Raw genomic sequence first — 18441 nt, 5'->3', positions numbered from 1 at the left:
CTTCACATGTCCACGAAATTTCGCGGCGTCTTCACCGTGATGATCACGCCGGTCGACGGCAACGGCAGGCCCGACCTTTCAGCACTCGCGGCCTTCACCGACTGGCAGATCCGCGAGGGCGTTCACGGCCTCATCCCGCTCGGCTCCACCGGCGAGTTCCTGTCGCTGTCCGAGGAGGACAAGGACGCGGTGGCGCGCACGGTGATCGACACCGTGGCCGGCCGGGTGCCGGTGCTGATCGGCACCGGTGCGGAGGACACGCGCGAATGCGTCCGGCTCGCCCGCAAGGCGCAGGAGATGGGCGCGGACGGCGTCATGATCATCCCGCCGTTCTACTCCACCCCGACCGACGACGAGCTGGTCGAGCACTACCGCACCATCGCCGCTGCCATCTCGATCCCGATCATGGTCTACAACAACCCGGCGACGTCGAATGTCGACATGAAGCCGGAGCTGCTGGCCCGCATCGCCGAGATCGACGGCTGCGACTACGTCAAGGAATCCACCCTCGAGGTGACGCGCATCCGCGACATCGTCCGCCTGGCCGGCGACCGCATGGTGCCGTTCGGCGGCATCCTGGGGTTCGAGTCCTTCGTCATGGGTGCGCAGGGCTGGGTGGCGGTCGCCTCCAACGTCGCGCCGGGGCCGATGTCGCGCATCTTCACGCTTGCTGCCGACGACAAGGATTACGATGCGGCCCGCGCGCTCTATCTGGAGTGGCTGCCGATCATCCAGGCGGTCGGCGGGCAGGCCTATGTCGCGGGCACCAAGTCGCTGCTCTCCCACATGGGCCTTGCGACCGGCGCGCCGCTGCCGCCGCGTCTGCCGCTGCCGCCCGCGCAGGATGCGCAGATGAAGGCGCTGGTCGAGCGGTTCGGCCTGCGTTTCGAGAACTGACCGGAGGCAGATGACCATGTCCGCTGCGGCCCCGCACGACGCCAGGCCGGCCCCAGACCTCGTGACCGTCCATCTGGACGGGGAGGCGCACCGTGTCGATCCGGGCGCGTCCGTCGCCGCAGCCCTTGCGGCCGGCGGGCGGTCCGCCTTCTCGCGCGATGCGGCGGGCCGTTCGCGCGGGCTCTTCTGCGGCATGGGCGTGTGTCACGACTGTCTCGTCACCATAGACGGGCGCACCAGCCAGCGCGCTTGCATGACCAAGGTGCAGGACGGCATGCGGGTCGAGCGGCAGGCTCCGCGGCCCGACATTCTCTCGCCGGCGCTCGCCGATCTTGCACCCGTGCCGGCGGAACTGCCCTCTCGTGCCGTCGACGTGCTGGTCGTCGGCGCGGGGCCGGGCGGACTTTCCGCCGCCATTGCCGCCGCCGGTGCCGGCGCCAAGGTCACCCTTGTCGACGAGCGGCCCGCTGCCGGCGGCCAGTTCTACAAGCAGCCCGTCACGCGGGAGGCGCGCCATGCGCTCGCCCGCGACCGGCAGGCGCGGGACGGCGCCGGCCTCGTCTCCGAGGCGCGCGCCTGCGGCGTGGAACTCCTCTCCGGCGTCACCGTATGGGGCGCCGAGCGCCAGCCGGACGGCGCCCCCGTCCTCGGCTGCCTCGGCCCGGACGGCGCCTTCTATCTGCACCCGCGCATGCTGGTCATCGCCACCGGTGCGTTCGAGCGGCCGGCCGCGCTCCCCGGCTGGACCCTGCCGGGCGTCATGACCACGGGCGCGGCGCAGACCCTCCTGCGCAGCTATGCGAGCCTTCCCGGACGCCGCTTCGCCATCACCGGCAACGGTCCGCTCAATATCCAGGTCGCCGGCGAGATCCTGCGCCATGGCGGTGAGGTCGTGTGCCTGGCCGACCGGGCCCGCGCGCCCTGGTCGAGCCCGCGCGATGCCATCGCCATCCTGCAGGCCGATCCGGCGCTGGCGCTGAAGGGCATGGGCGAGATCGCCGCCCTGCAGCGCGCCGGCGTTTCCATCCGCTGGCAGACCCGCGCCGTCGAGGTGCTGGGCGAGACCTCTGCGCAGGCCGTGCGCCTCGAAGGTCCGTCCGGCGAAGAGGTGTGCGAGGTCGATACGGTGCTCATCGGCGGCGACTTCGCCCCGTCCAACGAGCTGTCGCGCCTGCTCGGCCTTGCCCATGTGGTTGCCGGCGACGGCACGCTGGTCGCCCGCTGCGACGAGGCCGGCGAAAGCTCCGATCCCTGTGTCCATATCGTCGGCGAAGCGGCGCGCTTCGGCGGGGCCCATGTCGCCATGGCCGCCGGGCGCCTTGCCGGCCTTGCCATTGCGCGCAAGCTCGGGTTTGCCGCCGAGCCCGATCCGGCCGCGCTGCGCCGGCTCACTCGCGCCCGCCGCTTCCAGGCGGCGCTGTGGCAGTTGTTCCGCCCGGCGCAGGACGCGCAGGCCGAGGCTGGCGCCACGCTGTCCTGCCGCTGCGAAAGCGTCGGCTTAAGCGTGCTGCGGCAGACCGCCGCCGGCGGCCCGCCGGACATCGCCACCTTGAAGCGGCTGACGCGCGCCGGCATGGGCCGCTGCCAGGGCCGCTATTGCGGGCGCACGCTGACCGCGCTGGCCGGCCGCCCGGCGAGCGAGACGAACGGCCTGCTTGCCCCGCAGATGCCGCTGCGCCCGGTGCCGCTGGCCGCGCTCGCCGTCGAGAAGCCCGAATGGGGCGGCCACAAGCGGGCGCTCCTGCCCGAACGTCCGCCGCTGGACACTCCGGAACCGCTGCCGATCCGCGAGGTCGCGACGCTCATCATCGGTGCCGGCATCGCCGGCCTTGCGAGCGCGCTCTTCCTCGCCGAGGCAGGGGAGGAGGTCGCGGTGGTCGAGCGCGGCTTTCCCGGCGGGCTCGCCTCCGGCGGCAATGCCGGCAGCCTGCATGCCCAATTGCTCTCCTTCGACCATGGCGCCAAGGCGGAGGGCGATGGCGGTGCCGCCGCCCGCACCCTGCCGCTGCAGCTTGCCTCCATCGACCTGTGGCGGGAGCTGGAAGTGCGGCTCGGCCGCGACTTCGAGATGAAGATCACGGGCGGGCTGATGGTCGCCGAGACCGAGGCGCATCTGCGCTTCCTGGAGGAAAAGACAAGGCTCGAGCGCAGCCACGGCATCGACTGCCAGGTGATCGGCCGCGCGGATCTCGCCCGGCTGGAGCCCGGCCTGTCGCCGGCGATGATCGGCGCCGCCTATTGCCCGCAGGAGGGCAAGATCAATCCGCTGGTCGCCACCCGTCATGTGCTGGACGCCGCCGTCTCCGCCGGCGCGCGCGTGTTCGACCGCACCGAGGTGCTGGCGATCCGGCGCGAGGGCGCGGGCTTTGTCGTCGAGACCTCGCGCGGGTCCTTGCGCACTGGGCGCCTCGTCAATGCCGCCGGTGCCTTCGCCGCCCGCATCGGCGCCATGCTCGGGCTCGACATTCCCGTCTTCGGCGCGCCGCTGCAGATGGTGGTGACCGAGGCCGCCGCGCCCGCCGTCTCCCATCTCGTCGCCCATGCCGACCGGCACCTGACCTTGAAGCAGGCGGCCAACGGCAATTTCCTGATCGGCGGCGGCTGGACGGCCGGGCTCGACCCCGTGCACAGCCATCCGCGCCCGCTGTTTTCCAGCCTCGAGGGCAATCTCTGGGTCGCCCAGCACGTGGTGCCGGGCCTGCGCAAGCTGCATGTGATCCGCAGTTGGGCGGCGATGAACATCAATATCGACGGCGCGCCGATCCTCGGAGAACACCCGGCGATGCCCGGCTTCTTCAACGCCGTGACGTCGAACGGCTACACGCTCGGCCCGCTGGTCGGGCAGGTGACGGCGGCGCTGGTGCGCGGCCGCGATCCCGGCCGCGACCTTTCGGCCTTTTCCATGTCCCGCTTCCAAGGAGGGTGACCATGATCGAGATCACCGGAGTGACGAAATACTACGGCAAGTTCCCCGTCCTGAAGAACTGTTCGACCAGCGTCGCCAAGGGCGAGGTCGTCGTCGTCTGCGGCCCCTCCGGCTCGGGCAAGTCGACCCTCATCAAATGCGTCAATGCGCTGGAGCCGATCCAGCAAGGCTCGATCCGGGTCGACGGGGTCGAGGTCAACGACCCGCAGACCAACCTTCCCGAGCTGCGCTCGCTGGTCGGCATGGTGTTCCAGAATTTCGAGCTGTTCCCGCATCTCACCATCGAGAACAACATCATGCTGGCGCAGCGCATCGTGCTGGGCCGCAGCCAGCAGGTCGCCCGCAAGCGGGCAATGGAACTGCTGGAGCGGGTCGGCATGACCGGACACGCGCACAAGTATCCGGGCCAGCTTTCCGGCGGCCAGCAGCAGCGCGTGGCGATCGCCCGGGCGCTCGCCATGAACCCCAAGGCGATGCTGTTCGACGAGCCGACCTCGGCGCTCGATCCGGAGATGATCTCCGAGGTGCTCGACGTGATGACCTCGCTGGCGCGCGAGGGCATGACGATGATGGTGGTCACCCACGAGATGGGCTTTGCCCGCCGCGTCGCCACGCGGATGGTCTTCATCGACCAGGGCGAGATCGTCGAGGACCGGCCGACCGAGGAGTTCTTCACCGCCCGCCACAATCCGCGCACCGAGGCCTTCCTCGGCAAGATCCTGCATCACTGACCATTCGGCCGAGGCGCGGGGCAGCGACCGCCTCCCGCGCGCCGGCCGCGAACCACCACCAAGGGAGAAATGACATGAAGATCAAGATCACCGCCGGCCCCTTCACCTTCGACGCGGTGCTGGAAACCGAGAAGGCGCCGGAGACCTGCAAGGCGTTCCTGGCGCGCATGCCCTTTGCCGGGCAGATCGTGCATGTGCGCTGGTCGGGCGAGGGCGTGTGGATCCCGCTCGGCGACCTGTCCTTCGGCGTCGGCTACGAGAACCACACCAGCCACCCGGCGCCGGGCCATATCCTGCTCTATCCCGGCGGCATCAGCGAGACGGAGATCCTGCTCGCCTATGGCGGCGTCGACTTCTCCTCGAAGATGGGCCAGCTCGCCGGCAACCACTTCGTCACGCTGACCTCGAACCTCGACAAGCTGCCCGAGCTCGGCCGCAAGGTCCTGTGGGAAGGCGCACAGGACATCCGCTTCGAGGCGGCCTGACTTTCCGGCTCGGTCGAGCACGGCGTCTTGGATCGAGGATCCAGAAGACCTCGGCCGCCAGCGCCAGCACCAGAAAGGCGATGTGGAAGCGCGGCGCGCGCACCCACATCGCCGCGTCCTCCCGTCTTACCTGTCTCACGGCGCCAGCCGGATCGCCGTGGTTTCCTTGCCCGTGCGGATCACGAACATCGTGTAGAAGCGCGCCACATTGGTCTCGTTGCGGAACAGACGTTCGCACAAGCCGTCAAACTCCTCCATGCCGGACAGCCGCAGCATCAGCACCACGTCGGCCTCGCCGCTGACGCTATAGGCCTGCACCACCGCCGGCTCGCTGTCCGCCAGCGCCAGGAAGCGGCGGGTGTGCTGCTCGCCGTGGCGCTCCAGTTCCACCGTCACGATGGCCTTCAGACCCTTGCCGGCGCGCACCGGGTTCAGGATCGCGACCGTGCGGTCGATGACGCCGGCTGCCCGGAGCCGGCGGATCCGGCGCAGGCAGCTCGACGGCGACAGGCCGACCTCCTCGGCAAGGTCGGCATTGGTGCGCGCGGCGTCGTCCTGCAGCAGGTTGAGAAGCTTTCTGTCGATGCGGTCCATGGCGCCTCCGGAGGTCGCGGCACTATGCAATAAAATTGCACGAACTTGCAAAGTTTGACCAAAAATGCCGCGCGGCTGCGGTATCGCTAGCGCAGGAAACTGTTGGAGTGACTCGAATGTCGGTGCGTGCGCGGCTGATCCAGCGAAACCGCGAAACCCTTGGGATCTATTGGGAACTGGTGCGCATCATCGTGCCGGTGATGGTGATCGTGGAGATCCTGGCGCGCCTTGGCGCCATCCGCGCCATGGCCCCCTATTTCGAGCCGGTGATGCAGCTCTACGGCCTGCCGCCGGAGATCGCGCTCGCTTGGCTCACCGGCCTGCTGATCGGCATCTGGGGCGCGATCATCATCGTCTTCGCCCTGGTGCCGGTGTCCGAGCTCACCGTTGCCGACATCACCGTCTTCTCGACGCTGCTGCTCTTCGCCCATGCGCTGCCCATCGAGCAGCGCATCATCCAGCGCGCCGGGCCGGGGTTCTGGATCACCACGGTGCTGCGCATTGCCGGCGGTCTCGCCTGCGCCGCGCTGCTGCACCAGCTCTATTCCGCCACCGGCTGGCTCGCCACGCCGCTGTCGCCGGTGTGGATGCCGATGGAGGAAACCACGACCTGGACCGGCTTTGCCATCGGCCTCGGCAAGACGCTGCTGATGATGCTGGTGATCCTGTTCGGCCTGTGCTGGCTGATGGACATCCTCAAGGTCACCGGCATCATGGACCGGCTGATCCGCGCGCTGGTGCCGCTGTTCCGCCTTGCCGGCATCGCCCCGCCGGCGGTGCCGTTCGCCTCCGTCGGCCTGCTGCTCGGCATTTCCTATGGCGGCGGCCTGCTGATCCGCGAGGCGCGGGAGGCGCGGGTCGATCCGCGTCAGGTGTTCCTCGCCAGCGCCTTCATGGGCTTTGCCCACAGCCTTATCGAGGACACGCTGCTGGTCGTCGCGGTGGGGGCGGATTTCGCCAGCGTCTTCTTCGGCCGGCTGCTCTTCGCGGTGGTCGCGACCGCGCTGCTGGCAAGGCTCGTGTCGCTGATCCCGGACTGGATCCTGTTCGCCGAACCGGCGCGGGCGCGGGCCATGCTGCGCGAGGTCGAGGCCGAAGCGCGCTGAGCCGGGCGCCTGATGCTCGCGGCAGCCAAGGCCGCCGCGAGCCATTTTGTCCTGCCTTCAGCGGGCCGACGCGCGCTTGCCGAGCGGGCGGATCACCAGGAGGTCGATCGCCAGCATCACCAGCAGCGAGGCGCCGACCAGCGGGAAGACGATGCCGCCGACGATGAGGATCGCCAGCAGGCCTCGGAACACCTTCGGGTCCGTCGGCATCGGCGGCACGCCGAGGCTCCCCGACGGCCGCCGCTTCCACCACATCACACCGGCGGAGACGGCCAGCATCACGATGGCCAGGCACACCGCCACCAGCAGGATCTGGTTGGCGAGGCCGAATTCCTGGCCCATATGCACGTTGATGCCGAATTCCAGCCATTTGCCGAGCGGGCCGTAATCGGCATAGGTCATGTCGACCAGCGGCTTGCCGCTATACTGGTCGAGATGCACGACGCGCTGCTGCGAAAGGTCGTCCGGATAGACCGAGGCCGAATAGACGCCGGTCGGCGAGGTGGGCAGCGCCAGCGCATAGCCCCGGTGCAGCCCCAGCCCGTCGACGATCTCCACCGCCCGGTCGATGCCCATATCGCGGGCCTGCGGCGCGGCGTCGGTCGAGTTGGGGATCCGCGCCTGTTCCAGCGACCAGGCGGTCTGGCCGGTCTCGGCGAGTTTCACGTCCGACATCGGCACGTTGACGCGCACGCCGGACGGATAGCCGAAATTGTGGCCGTTGGCCCATTCGTTGACCTTGGCGCCCCAGTTGCCGGACCACGGCATGCCGGTGATCGCCAGGAAGACGATGAAGGCGCCGACGAAGATGCCGGTGACCGCGTGCGTATCGCGCCAGAACATCCGGTTCTTCGGCGTGCCGCGCACGCTGGTGACGCCGCCGCGTCCGCGTCCGCGCGGCCACCACAGATAGATGCCGGTGCCGACCAGCAGGATCGCCCAGCCGCCGACGATCTCGATCACGCTGCGCACGGTGGGTCCGAAATAGCGCAGGCTGTGCAGGTAGCGCACCGTCCACATCACCGTGCCGCGGTCGGGCAGGGCGCCGAGCACCGTCGCGTCATAGGGGTCGACATAGACGGCGAGCCGCTGGCCCGTGTCGGCCCTGACGGTGATCTCGGCCGAGGCGTTGGCGACCGGCGGATCGGTGTATTTCACCGCCGTGCCGGGATGGGCGTCGAGCGCGGCCGCAACGATGGCGGAGGGCGCGGCCTTGGCGAGGGTCTCGCGGATCTCCACCCGCTTCAGGTCCGCGTGCAGGATCGCGTCCAATTCGTCGCGGAAGAGATAGAGCGCGCCGGTGACGGCGAGCGTGATCATGAAGGGCAGGACCAGCAGCCCTGCATAGAAGTGCCAGCGCCAGACGGCGCGGTAGAGGTCGGAATTGGAGGCCGGGGAGGCGAGCGCCCCCGTTCCGGCTCCAGGCGCGGTGGTATCGGTCATCGATGGATCTCCAGGCAGGAGGGCGCTCGCCGCCGCGCGGGGGTCGCATCGGCGGCGGGACGGCCCAGGTGCCGTTTTTCGAGTGGATCCGGCGGCGCCGGCCCGAAAGCCCGGGCCGGCGCGATGCCGGGATCAGTGGGTGCTGTGGTCGGTCTTCTTCGTCTCGCCGTGACCATGGCTGCCATGGTCATGCGCCTTGCCGCCGGCGCCCATCTTGTCGGCCGCCAGTTCGACCTCGATGTCGCCGCCCTTCTCGAAGGTCAGGGTCAGCGGCACCATGTCGCCCTCGGCGATCGGCTGCTTGAGGCCGATCAGCATGACGTGGAAGCTGCCGGGAACGAGTTCCACCTTGGCGCCGGCCGGCACCTCGAGACCATCGGCGAGCGGACGCATCTTCATGATGCCGTCGACCACTTCCATCGTGTGGATCTCGACCTTCTCGGCGACCGGCGAGGACCCGCCGATCAGCCGGTCGGCGGTGCCGCCCTCGTTGGTGAAGGTCATGAAGGCGCCGGCGACCTTGGCGGCCGGCGGCGTCGCGCGGGTCCAGGGATGGCCGATCTTGATTTCGCCGATCCGGTAGCCGTGGGCATGGGCGCCGGCGAGCGCGACGAGCGTCAGGCCGATCGCGAAGACAATCTGCAGGATACGCATGAGAAATGCTCCATAAGTCGCAAAGGGGCGAACCGGCGGCCATCGGGCACGGCCGGTCGTCATTCAGGTCGATTGCGTCAGATGGAGACGAGGGGCGGCGCGCGGGCCGGCGGCGGCGGTCCTTCCGCACGGTCGGTGGCCGTCGGAGCCGGGGTGGGAGCCCAGGAGGCGGCGTCGGCCACCGCTTCCGGATCGGGCAGGGGCGTGGCGGCCGGGGCCGTCAGCGTGCCGCCGACGCAGGCGAGCTTGCACAGCGTCGAGCAGCAGTCGCGGGCGAGATCCTTGAGCGGATGGTCGTCGCCCGGATCGGCGATCGCCATCGGCGAGCACAGGATATAGGCCGGGCTGGTGCCGTCGGCGGCCATCACCGTGCGGGCATGGGCGGCGACAAGGCCCTGCAGCAGCATGGCAAGGACGATCGTCGCGGCCATCGACCACGTCAGCAACCGGTCCTTCAGGAGTTGCCTCATGCTGTGCATCCCTCGTCTCTAGCCGTGTCGCGTGCGTCTGTCACGAGGGGAAATCGGCGCCGCGCGGATGACACGTCGCAGGGCGCGCTCCTATAGTGCCCCGACCCGACCGGATGCGCGGCCGGGCAAGAGGGGAAAGGCAGACCAATGGCGGGCGGCGAGGGCAGGGAGGCTGCGACCGGCATCGGTGCGCTGGTCGGGGCAGCGGTGCGCCGCGAGCGCCTGCGCGCCGGCCTGTCGGCAAGCGAACTGGCCCGCGCCGCCGGCCTTGCCAAGTCGACCCTGTCGCAGCTCGAAGCGGGCAGCGGCAATCCCGCCATCGAGACCCTGTGGAGGCTCGCCGATGCGCTGGGCGTCAGCGTCGCCGCGCTGCTGGAGGCGCCGCGCAAAGAGATCGAGGTGATCCGCGCTGGGGAGGGGCCGTCGACCCGCTCGGACCATGCCGACTATCTCGCCCGGCTGCTGTCGGCGGCCGGTCCCGGCACGCGGCGCGATCTCTACGTGATCGAGGCGGCGCCCGGCGCGCCGCATCTCTCTGCGGGCCATCTCTCTGCGGCACATGGGCCGGGCACGCGCGAGCATGTGGTGATGATCCGCGGCCGCGCGCGTCTGGGGCCGCGAGGGTGCGAGGTCGAGCTTGCCGCCGGCGACTATGCCGCCTATCCGGCGGACGCCCCTCACACCTTCGAGGCCTTGGTGCCCGACACCCGCGCCGTGCTGATCATCGAGCACGGCTGACAGCGTTTACGCCGCTACCGCATGGCGCAGGGCGGCGAGCGCCAGCAGCCGCGTCGAATCGAGCGTCGGCAGCGGCGAGTTGCCGCCGTTCATCAGGAGCGGGATTTCCGTGCAGCCGAGCACCACGGCATCGCATCCGTCCTCGCGCGCCATGCGGCCGATGACCTGCGCGAAATAGGCCTCGGCCGAGGGTTCCAGCCTGCCGCGCACCAGCTCGTCCATGATGATGCGGCCGATCTCCGCCCGCTCCGCCTTCGTCGGCAGCACGGTCGCGATGCCCTGCCTGCCGAGCGCCTTGGGGTAGACGTCGCTCTCCGTCAGCCACACCGTGCCGGTCAGCGCCAGCCGGCGGAAGCCGCGCCGCGCGGCCTCTTCCGCCACCACCTCGGCGATATGGAGAAAAGGCAGGGGCAGGCGCTCCGCCACATGCGGCAGGCCCTGATGGATGGTGTTGTCCGGGCAGATCAGCACGTCCGCGCCGGAGGCCTTGAGCCGCCGGGCGCTGTCCAGCATCAATTCGCCGACGAGATCGGCGCGGCCGGCCTCCAGATGACGGACATAGTCGGTGAGCGGCTGCATATGCAGGCTGACCGGCGGATTGCCATGCGCCCCGAGCAGGGCTTCGGCTTCCGCGCAGAGGATGCGGTAGCACTCCGCCGCCCCTTCCGCCGAACAGGCGATGATGCCGACATGTCGGGCCATTTCCGCGCTCCATCCATCGTTCCGGACAATCGTTCATTATATCGAACGACCCTGCCGGTCAACCGGACGGGATGGCGGCGCCCTACGGCTTCCGGGCGACAGCGCGGAAAACGAGTTCCCACAGGCAGGTGGCGCCGCTCGCCTGCCGCTCCTGTTGCAGCCGCGCGTCCAGCGTGTCCGGATCGGCGCTGGCCATGTCGGTGATGCCGAAGCCCTCCAGCCGGGGCATCACCGCGCGCACGATCATGCCGACGGGATAGCTGCTGTCCGGCGTCAAGAGGTTCGCCTCCGCCCGCAGGCTCTCGACGGTCAGCCCCGCCGCACTCATCACCTCGTGCAGCGTCAGCCCCATGTCGAGCCGCGCGCCCTCCCGCTGCAGCATCTGCGCCAGCCAGTCGCGCACCTCGTCATGCAGGGGCAGGGGATGGCGGCCGGGCACCAGCTTCGAGGCGTCGTGCTCGTGAAAGGCGACGATCCCGCCGGGCCTGAGCGCGTGGGCAAGCGCTTCGACTGCCGCGACCGGGTCCGCCTGGTACATCAGCACCCTGCGGCCGACGACGGCGTCCAGCGTGCCGTGACCGGGAAGCTCCGCGTCGAAGCCGCCCTCGATCACGCTTACATTGGCAAGGCCCTCGTCCGCCGCCATCCGCCGGGTCATCTCCAGCATGGCGGGATCGTGGTCGACCGCCAGCACCCGGCCTTGCGGCCCGACGCGGCGGGCGATCATCCGCGTCACCGCGCCGGGACCGCAACCGATATCGACCACCGTCCAGCCGGGCGCGATGCCGGCCTCGTCCAGCAGGCGCTCGGTCATCAGGTCGACGGGATTGGTGCTCATGCGGTCGGCTCCTGCGGGGCGGTGCAGCAGGTATCGTCGGCCGCCGCCGCGATATCCGCAAGGCCGACCTCGGCCAGCGGCATGTGCAGGCGCAGCCGGCGCGCAGGCACTCCCGCCTCGTGAATGCCGATCACCGTCTCCACGTCCGGGCAGCCGTCCTCGCCGCAGGCAAGCTCGCTGACCGAGATCACCGCCTCCGCGCCGGGTGCCAGCACCTGACGCACCGCCTGCTTGACCCGCTCGCGCAGGGCGTGCCGTTCCGCCTCCGCCTCCGCGCTGTTTGCGGCGGCTGCTGCGTTGGCGGGGTGCCGGCCCTTCGGGGCGAACGGATTGACGAAGAGGCGCATGCGGCGGGATCCTGATTTGTTATGTGATAACGTTTCATCATTGGCGAATGCGGAGGCGCGCGTCAAGCCGCTTGCGGGGGCGGGCGGGATAATGTATCCATATATCCAGAAGGAGAGATAAATGGATAAGTTGTCCGCGCTCGCCGCGCTGGCCGCCCTCGGGCAGGAGACCCGGCTGGACATCTTCCGCCTGCTGGTGGTGGCCGGGCCGCAAGGCGTCGCCGCCGGCGAGGTCGCGACCCGTCTCGGCGCGGTGCAGAACACCGTCTCGGCCCATCTCAAGACGCTGGCCCAGGCCGGCCTGGTGCGGGCCGAGCGCGACGGGCGCAGCGTGCGCTACATCGCCGACATGACCGGCTTCCGCGACCTGCTGGCCTTCCTGATGGAGGACTGCTGCAACGGCGCGCCCGAACTCTGCCGCCCGGTGATCGAGGCGGTGACCTGCAATTGCTGATCGTCCGCCGGACGGAGAACGGGCGGACCAAGGAGGGACAAATGAGCGACCGCGTCTTCAATGTGCTGTTCCTGTGCACCGGCAATTCCGCCCGGTCGATCCTCGCCGAGGCGATCCTCAATCGCGAGGGAATGGGGCGGTTCAAGGCCTTTTCCGCCGGCTCGCAGCCCAAGGGTGAGGTGCATCCGCAGGCGCTGGCCCTGCTCGAAAAGCTCAATCACGGCACCGGCTTTGCCCGTTCCAAGAATTGGGAGGAGTTCGCGCAGCCCGACGCGCCGGTGATGGATTTCGTCTTCACCGTCTGCGACAACGCCGCCGGCGAGGCCTGCCCGGTGTGGCCCGGCCAGCCGCTGACCGCCCATTGGGGCGTGCCGGACCCGGCGGCGGTCGAGGGCTTGCCGAGCGAGATCGCGCTCGCCTTCGCCGACACCTACCGCATGCTCGCCAACCGCATCTCGATCTTCACCTCCCTGCCGCTCGCCTCGCTCGACCGCATGACGTTGCAGTCGCGGCTCACGGATATCGGCCGCGACCTGCCCCGGGCGGGTTGAACATTTCAGGACATCACCATGACGGATCATGCCATCGGGGCTGGCGCGCCTGCCGCGCCGCCCATCAGCTTCTTTGAGAAATATCTGACGGTCTGGGTGGCGCTGTGCATCGTCGCCGGGATCGGGCTCGGGCACCTGCTGCCGGGGCTGTTCAGGGTCATCGCTGCTGCCGAGGTGGCACAGGTCAATCTGCCGGTGGCGGTGCTGATCTGGCTGATGATCGTGCCGATGCTGCTGCGGGTCGACTTCGCCTCGCTTGCCCGGGTCGGCACCTTCTGGCGCGGGATCGGCGTGACGCTGTTCATCAACTGGGCGGTGAAGCCCTTCTCGATGGCGCTGCTCGGCTGGCTGTTCATCGGCTACCTGTTCCGGCCCTGGCTGCCGGAAAGCCAGATCGACTCCTATATCGCCGGCCTGATCATCCTGGCGGCGGCGCCCTGCACGGCGATGGTCTTCGTCTGGTCCAACCTGACGCGCGGCGAGCCCAACTTCACCCTGTCGCAGGTGGCGCTCAACGACGTGATCATGATCGTCGCCTTCGCGCCGATCGTTGGCCTGCTGCTGGGCCTGTCCGCGATCACGGTGCCCTGGGACACGTTGCTGATCTCGGTGCTGCTCTACATCGTCCTGCCGGTGATCGTCGCGCAGGCGGTGCGGCGGCATCTGCTCCGGATGGGCGGGCAGTCGGCGCTCGACCGGCTGGTGCGCGTCATGCAGCCGATCTCGCTGGTGTCGCTGCTCGCCACCTTGGTGCTGCTGTTCGGCTTTCAGGGCGAGCATATCATCGCCCAGCCGCTGATCATCGCGCTGATCGCCGTGCCGATCCTCATCCAGGTCTATTTCAATTCCGGCCTTGCCTATCTGCTCAACCGGATGACCGGCGAGCGGCACTGCGTCGCCGGCCCGTCTGCCCTGATCGGCGCTTCGAATTTCTTCGAGCTCGCCGTCGCCGCGGCCATCGCGCTGTTCGGGCTGAATTCCGGTGCGGCGCTCGCCACCGTCGTTGGCGTGCTGGTCGAGGTGCCGGTGATGCTGTCGGTGGTTTGGATCGTCAACCGTTCGCGCGGCTGGTACGAGCGGGGCGCCGGAGCGGGCAGCGTGAACTGACGCCTGCGTCTCCCGGCGCCTGCCGACGAAAGCCCTTGCAGGGCCTGCCTGACTGCCGTAAGCCTTGTTCGAGTTTTCTCGAACAAGGCTTACGGCTGATGACGGAGCGGCTGGAGCAGGTGGCGGCCCAATTGCTGGCGCTGGGCAATCCGCTCCGGCTGCGGATCTATCGCATGCTGGTGCGGGCCGGCGCCGAAGGGCTTGCCGTCGGTCGCATCCAGCAGCGGCTGGACATTCCTGCCTCGACCCTGTCCCATCACTGCAAGCAGCTTGTCGATGCCGGCCTCGTCACGCGCGAGCGTCAGGCGACGACGCTGATCTGCCGCGCTCATTACCCCGCCATGCGGGCACTGCTCGGCTATCTCGCCGACGAGTGCTGCGCCGATGGCACCCGCCCTTCCGATCTTGCCGATGCGCCTCCCTCCTGCCGGGGCGCATCTGTGTCCGACCCCGCCACCTGACCCTGCCTCCCATCGTCCGGCCATTGTCCGGCGCGCTTTCACGAGGATGACAGAAGACATGTCGCAGCGCCTCCTTGGCGGTGACGCGCCGCCGGCCGCAACCGGCTGGTTCATCACCGCGCTCGGCATCGCCCAGATCTGTTCCTGGGGCACGCTGTTCTACGGCTTTCCGCTGATCGCCGAGGCGATGCGCGCCGATCTCGGCTGGTCGAAGCCGGTGCTCTATGGCGCGGCGACGCTCGGCGTGGTGCTCGCCAGCCTTGCCGCCTATCCGGTCGGGGCGGCGATCGACCGCGGGCACGGGCGCTACATCATGGCGGGCGCCTCGGTGCTCGCCGGCCTGCTGCTGCTCGCCTGGTCGCAGGTGGAGGAGATCGCCGCCTTCTATGTGGTGCTCGCCGGGCTCGGCATGCTGCAGGCGGCGACGCTCTACGAGCCGGCCTTCGCCGTTATCGCCCGCCGCGTCGGCCCGTTGCGGGCGCGCGGGGGCATCACCGCGCTGACCCTGTGGGGCGGCTTCGCCAGCACCGTCTTCATCCCGATCATCCAGCTCCTGATCGAGACGCAGGGCTGGCGCGGGGCGCTGATGGTGATGGCCGCCGTCAACGGCCTCCTGTGCGCTGCGCTGTATTTCGCGGCGATCAACCCGGCGCGCGATGCGCCGGCACCCGTGCATGAGGACGGCAGCGCGCCGCTGTCGGGCCGCCGGGCGGTGGCGGCGGCGATGCGCCGGCCGTCCTATTGGGGGCTGATGCTGGCCTGGGTCTCCTATTCGGCGGCGGTGTCCGCGCTGATCTATCATCTCTATCCGCTGCTGCTGGAGCGGGGGCTGGATGCGGCCGGGGTGGTCATGGTGATGACGGTGATCGGCCCGGCCCAGGTCGCCGGGCGCATCGCCATCCGCGTGCTGGCGCCGGGCGCGCCGGTGCGGCTGATCGGCTCGGCCGTGGTCGCCGTCTTTCCGCTCGCCATCGCCGCGCTTGCCTTCGCCCCGCCCTCGGTGCTGGTGATCGGCGCCATCGCCGCCCTCTATGGCGCGGCCAACGGCATGATCACCATCGTGCGCGGTCTCGCCGTGCCGGAGATGGTCAGCCGCGAGGCCTATGGTGCGGTCAACGGCTCGCTGATCGGGCCGATGAACCTGATGCGGGCGGGCGCCCCGCTGGCTGCCGCGCTGCTGTGGCAGGCGTCGGGCGGTTATGGCGCGGTGCTCGTCGCGGTCTTCGTCGGTGCGCTGGTCCTCTGCCTCGGCTTCTGGTTCGCCGCGCTCAAGGCCCCGCGCTGAAGCGCCTCACGCGTCGCTCCGCAGATCCTCGGCGAGAAAGTCGATCAGCGCGCGCACCTTCGGCAGCAGGTAGCGGCGCGAGGGATAGACCGCATAGACCTGCGTGTCCGCCGGCGCCCAGCCGTCCAGCACGGTCTCCAGCCGTCCGGCGGCGATGTCCTCGCGCACATAAGACGCCGGGATCAGCGACAGGCCGTAGCCGTCCAGCAGTGCCTCGCGCACCGCAAGGCTGGTCGACGCCCGGTAGCGGCTTGCGACCGGCAGCGTCACCCGTTCGCCCTGCCGTTCCAGCGCCCATTCGCTGGCATTGCCCGACAGCGAGAACTGCACGATCCGGTGGCTTGCCAGCTCTTCCGGACGGTGTGGCCGGCCGGCCCCGTCGAAATAGCTTGGCGCGCCGCAGATCACATGGCGCATCGCCATCAGCCGGCGGGCGACCAGGCTGGTGTCCTCCAGCTTCGCCGTGCCGCGGATGGCGACGTCGAAGCCGTCCTTGACGAGATCGACCCGCCGGTCGTCCAGATGCAGGTCGATCTCCACGTCGGGATAGGCCTGCATGAAGGCGGTGATCGTACGCGACAGGCGGGTGACCGTGAGCGAGATCGGCGCCGCCACCCGCAACAGCCCGCTCGGCCGGTGGCGCAGCGGCTGCATCGAGCCGTCCGCCTCGGTCAGGTCGTCGAGGATGCGCGCCACCTGCTCATGGTAGAGCCGGCCCGGCTCGGTCAGGCTCATGCGCCGCGTCGTGCGGTTGAGCAGGCGCACGCCGAGATGCGCCTCCAGTTCGCCGATATTCTTGCTGATCGCCGCCGGCGACAGCGAGAGGCTACGCGCGGCACCGGCGAAGGAGCCCTCGTCGACCACCCGGCGGAAGACGCGAAGCGCGGTAAGTTGGTCCATAATTGTTCACTTTTGGTTGCGAGTGATCGGATAAATAGCCGGATTATCGCGAAACGGGAACGGGAATATCTCTTGGGCACCGACGGGAGCACCGGCTCCCGGCCCACTCACGGAGAGATCCTCGTCATGAGCGCCACCGCTATCGCCACTGCTACCGCCACCGACATCGACACCCTTCTGGAAGGTCGCGTCTCGGCCAATCTGTTCGACCCCGACGCCCGTCTCGCCCGCCCGCAGATCGAGGATCTGATCCGGCTCGCCACCCGCGCGCCGAGCGCCTACAACCTGCAGAACTGGCGCTTCATCGCCGTCGCCTCGCCGGAAGCAAAGGCGCGGCTGCGCGCGGCCTCCTATGATCAGGCCAAGGTGTCGGAGGCCGCCGTCACCTTCATCGTCGTCGGCAGCCATCCGGACGCGGCAAGCCTCGGCGACCGGCTGCGCCCTTCCGTCGAGGCCGGGTTCATGCCCGCCGACATGGCCGCCGGCTGGGTCGATGCGGTGGCCGGCACCTATGGTGCGGACCCGGTCGCCGCGCGCGACGAGGCCGTGCGTTCGGCGACCCTTGCCGCCTCCTTCCTGATGCTGGCGGCGGCCGCCAGGGGGCTTGCCAGCGGACCGATGGTCGGCTTCGAGCCGGCCAAGGTCACGGCCGGGTTCGGCCTGGCGGACGGCGAGGTGCCGGTGATGCTGCTGGCCGTCGGCCCGGCCGCGCCCGGCAACTGGCCGCAGAAGCCGCGCCGCCCGCTCCCCGAGGTGCTCTCGCACGCCTGACCGTGCCGGGCGAGGGGGCTTGTCTGCCCCTGCCGCTCCCGCCAAGATCGCCGGGCGGCGCGCCTGTCGCCCGGCCCGTTCCCGCCTTCCTCAAACGAGGCCGCCATGTTCCGCGCTTCCGACCTGCTGCTGACCGCGCTTGCCCCGATCGTCTGGGGCAGCACCTATATCGTCACCACCGAGCTGCTGCCGCCCGGTCATCCGGTCTTCGTCTCCGCCGCCCGCGTGCTGCCGGCCGGTCTGTTGCTGCTGCTGATCGTGCGCCAGATGCCGCGCGGGCAGTGGATCTGGCGCGCCTTTGTGCTCGGCGCGCTGAACTTCGCCATCTTCATGGTGCTGCTGTTCATCGCCGCCTACCGGCTGCCCGGCGGCATCGCCGCCACCGTGGGCGCGGTGCAGCCGCTGATCGTCATCTTCGTCGCGGCGATGCTGCTCGGCACGGCGATCCGGCCGCTGGCGGTGGCGGCGGCGCTTGCCGGGCTCGCCGGCGTTGCGCTGCTGGTGCTGCGCAACGAGGCGGCGCTCGATGCCATCGGCCTTGCGGCGGCGCTCGGCGGAGCGGTGTCGATGGCCTTCGGCACGGTGCTGACCCGCCGCTGGCAGCCGCCGGTCTCGCCGCTGGTCTTCGCGGCGTGGCAGCTCACCGCCGGCGGCCTGCTGCTGGTGGTGATGGCGCTGCTGCTGGAGCCGCTGCCGCCGGCGCCGAGCGCGCGCAACATGACCGGCTTTCTCTACATGAGCCTGTCCAGCGCGCTGACCTATGTGCTGTGGTTTCGCGGCATTTCGCGGCTGGAGCCCTCGGCGGTCGCCTCGCTCGGCTTCCTCAGCCCGACCACCGCCGTGCTGCTCGGCTGGGGGCTGCTCGGCCAGGCACTGGCGCCGTCGCAGATCGCCGGGGTGTGTCTCGTTCTTGCAGGGGTCTGGGCGGCGCAGAGGGCGGTGCGGCGGGCGCCGGCACGCGGGCCTGCCCCGGCCTGACGG

General features: G+C 69.8%; 21 protein-coding genes. 13 read left to right on the top strand and 8 right to left on the bottom strand.

Features of this window, described 5'->3' with window-relative positions:
- Positions 1-6 precede the first annotated feature (6 nt).
- The 4 genes from P2PM1_RS14910 to P2PM1_RS14895 all read left to right on the top strand — a co-directional run bounded on the left by P2PM1_RS14910 (position 7) and on the right by P2PM1_RS14895 (position 5039).
- Positions 7-897 (top strand): dihydrodipicolinate synthase family protein, encoded by an 891-nt coding sequence (locus P2PM1_RS14910; protein ID WP_186399595.1) that lies wholly within the window; start codon positions 7-9, stop codon positions 895-897.
- 16 nt (positions 898-913) lie between these two features.
- A complete protein-coding gene (locus P2PM1_RS14905) occupies positions 914-3823 on the top strand; it encodes an FAD-dependent oxidoreductase (RefSeq protein ID WP_371636761.1) in 2910 nt (969 codons plus the stop codon).
- Positions 3824-3825: 2 nt separating this feature from the next.
- Positions 3826-4554, top strand: a complete 729-nt coding sequence (locus P2PM1_RS14900; RefSeq protein WP_186395332.1) for an amino acid ABC transporter ATP-binding protein — start codon at positions 3826-3828, stop codon at positions 4552-4554.
- A 74-nt stretch (positions 4555-4628) separates the two neighbouring features.
- Positions 4629-5039, top strand: a complete 411-nt coding sequence (locus P2PM1_RS14895) for a DUF3830 family protein (protein ID WP_186389109.1) — start codon at positions 4629-4631, stop codon at positions 5037-5039.
- Positions 5040-5174: 135 nt separating this feature from the next.
- Here the strand turns inward: P2PM1_RS14895 and P2PM1_RS14890 are convergent, their stop codons facing one another.
- The gene (locus P2PM1_RS14890; protein ID WP_186399593.1) at positions 5175-5633 is read right to left on the bottom strand and encodes an Lrp/AsnC family transcriptional regulator; all 459 of its coding nucleotides are present in this window, start codon (positions 5631-5633) and stop codon (positions 5175-5177) included.
- 116 nt (positions 5634-5749) lie between these two features.
- Between P2PM1_RS14890 and P2PM1_RS14885 the strand changes: the two genes are divergently transcribed.
- Entirely contained in the window at positions 5750-6739 is a 990-nt protein-coding gene (locus P2PM1_RS14885) for a nucleoside recognition domain-containing protein (protein WP_186399592.1), read from the top strand.
- A gap of 57 nt (positions 6740-6796) precedes the next feature.
- Here P2PM1_RS14885 and P2PM1_RS14880 read toward each other — a convergent pair whose 3' ends face one another.
- From P2PM1_RS14880 to P2PM1_RS14870, 3 genes are all read right to left on the bottom strand, one after another.
- Positions 6797-8182: a PepSY domain-containing protein gene (locus P2PM1_RS14880; RefSeq protein WP_186399591.1), complete on the bottom strand. Its 1386-nt coding sequence runs from the start codon at positions 8180-8182 to the stop codon at positions 6797-6799.
- Between the two features lie 132 nt (positions 8183-8314).
- Complete coding sequence (locus tag P2PM1_RS14875) at positions 8315-8836, bottom strand: copper chaperone PCu(A)C (protein ID WP_186389105.1); 522 nt, start codon at positions 8834-8836, stop codon at positions 8315-8317.
- A 77-nt stretch (positions 8837-8913) separates the two neighbouring features.
- Positions 8914-9306 (bottom strand): hypothetical protein, encoded by a 393-nt coding sequence (locus tag P2PM1_RS14870; protein WP_186399590.1) that lies wholly within the window; start codon positions 9304-9306, stop codon positions 8914-8916.
- A gap of 147 nt (positions 9307-9453) precedes the next feature.
- Between P2PM1_RS14870 and P2PM1_RS14865 the strand changes: the two genes are divergently transcribed.
- A complete protein-coding gene (locus tag P2PM1_RS14865) occupies positions 9454-10044 on the top strand; it encodes a helix-turn-helix domain-containing protein (RefSeq protein ID WP_186399589.1) in 591 nt (196 codons plus the stop codon).
- 6 nt (positions 10045-10050) lie between these two features.
- Here the strand turns inward: P2PM1_RS14865 and P2PM1_RS14860 are convergent, their stop codons facing one another.
- The 3 genes from P2PM1_RS14860 to P2PM1_RS14850 all read right to left on the bottom strand — a co-directional run bounded on the left by P2PM1_RS14860 (position 10051) and on the right by P2PM1_RS14850 (position 11931).
- Entirely contained in the window at positions 10051-10746 is a 696-nt protein-coding gene (locus tag P2PM1_RS14860) for an aspartate/glutamate racemase family protein (RefSeq protein ID WP_186399588.1), read from the bottom strand.
- An 82-nt stretch (positions 10747-10828) separates the two neighbouring features.
- Positions 10829-11584, bottom strand: coding sequence for a class I SAM-dependent methyltransferase (locus tag P2PM1_RS14855; protein ID WP_186399587.1), 756 nt, complete (start codon positions 11582-11584; stop codon positions 10829-10831).
- Positions 11581-11931 (bottom strand): hypothetical protein, encoded by a 351-nt coding sequence (locus tag P2PM1_RS14850; protein WP_186399586.1) that lies wholly within the window; start codon positions 11929-11931, stop codon positions 11581-11583. The genes P2PM1_RS14855 and P2PM1_RS14850 overlap by 4 nt, the downstream gene beginning before the upstream one ends.
- 121 nt (positions 11932-12052) lie before the next feature.
- On the opposite strand from P2PM1_RS14850, the gene P2PM1_RS14845 reads away from it, so the two are divergent.
- The 5 genes from P2PM1_RS14845 (at position 12053) to P2PM1_RS14825 (ending at position 15789) form a co-directional block, all read left to right on the top strand.
- On the top strand, positions 12053-12385 hold the full coding sequence (locus tag P2PM1_RS14845) for a helix-turn-helix transcriptional regulator (protein WP_186399585.1): 333 nt from the start codon (positions 12053-12055) through the stop codon (positions 12383-12385).
- 41 nt (positions 12386-12426) lie between these two features.
- Positions 12427-12936 (top strand): arsenate reductase ArsC, encoded by a 510-nt coding sequence (locus P2PM1_RS14840; protein WP_186399584.1) that lies wholly within the window; start codon positions 12427-12429, stop codon positions 12934-12936.
- A gap of 63 nt (positions 12937-12999) precedes the next feature.
- Positions 13000-14043: an ACR3 family arsenite efflux transporter gene (gene arsB / locus P2PM1_RS14835; RefSeq protein ID WP_186395343.1), complete on the top strand. Its 1044-nt coding sequence runs from the start codon at positions 13000-13002 to the stop codon at positions 14041-14043.
- Positions 14044-14141: 98 nt separating this feature from the next.
- A complete protein-coding gene (locus P2PM1_RS14830) occupies positions 14142-14504 on the top strand; it encodes a helix-turn-helix transcriptional regulator (protein WP_186399583.1) in 363 nt (120 codons plus the stop codon).
- Between the two features lie 58 nt (positions 14505-14562).
- Positions 14563-15789, top strand: a complete 1227-nt coding sequence (locus tag P2PM1_RS14825; protein WP_244301530.1) for an MFS transporter — start codon at positions 14563-14565, stop codon at positions 15787-15789.
- A 6-nt stretch (positions 15790-15795) separates the two neighbouring features.
- Here P2PM1_RS14825 and P2PM1_RS14820 read toward each other — a convergent pair whose 3' ends face one another.
- Complete coding sequence (locus P2PM1_RS14820; RefSeq protein WP_186399581.1) at positions 15796-16689, bottom strand: LysR family transcriptional regulator; 894 nt, start codon at positions 16687-16689, stop codon at positions 15796-15798.
- A gap of 126 nt (positions 16690-16815) precedes the next feature.
- Between P2PM1_RS14820 and P2PM1_RS14815 the strand changes: the two genes are divergently transcribed.
- Complete coding sequence (locus P2PM1_RS14815; RefSeq protein WP_186399580.1) at positions 16816-17460, top strand: nitroreductase family protein; 645 nt, start codon at positions 16816-16818, stop codon at positions 17458-17460.
- 105 nt (positions 17461-17565) lie between these two features.
- Complete coding sequence (locus tag P2PM1_RS14810; protein WP_186395315.1) at positions 17566-18438, top strand: EamA family transporter; 873 nt, start codon at positions 17566-17568, stop codon at positions 18436-18438.
- Positions 18439-18441: the final 3 nt, after the last annotated feature.

The organism is Stappia sp. P2PMeth1 (genome assembly GCF_900185735.1).
Taxonomy (GTDB): Bacteria; Pseudomonadota; Alphaproteobacteria; order Rhizobiales; family Stappiaceae; genus Stappia.
Note: the sequence above shows the minus strand (reverse complement) of the source record. Positions and strands in the feature narration are given on the sequence as shown.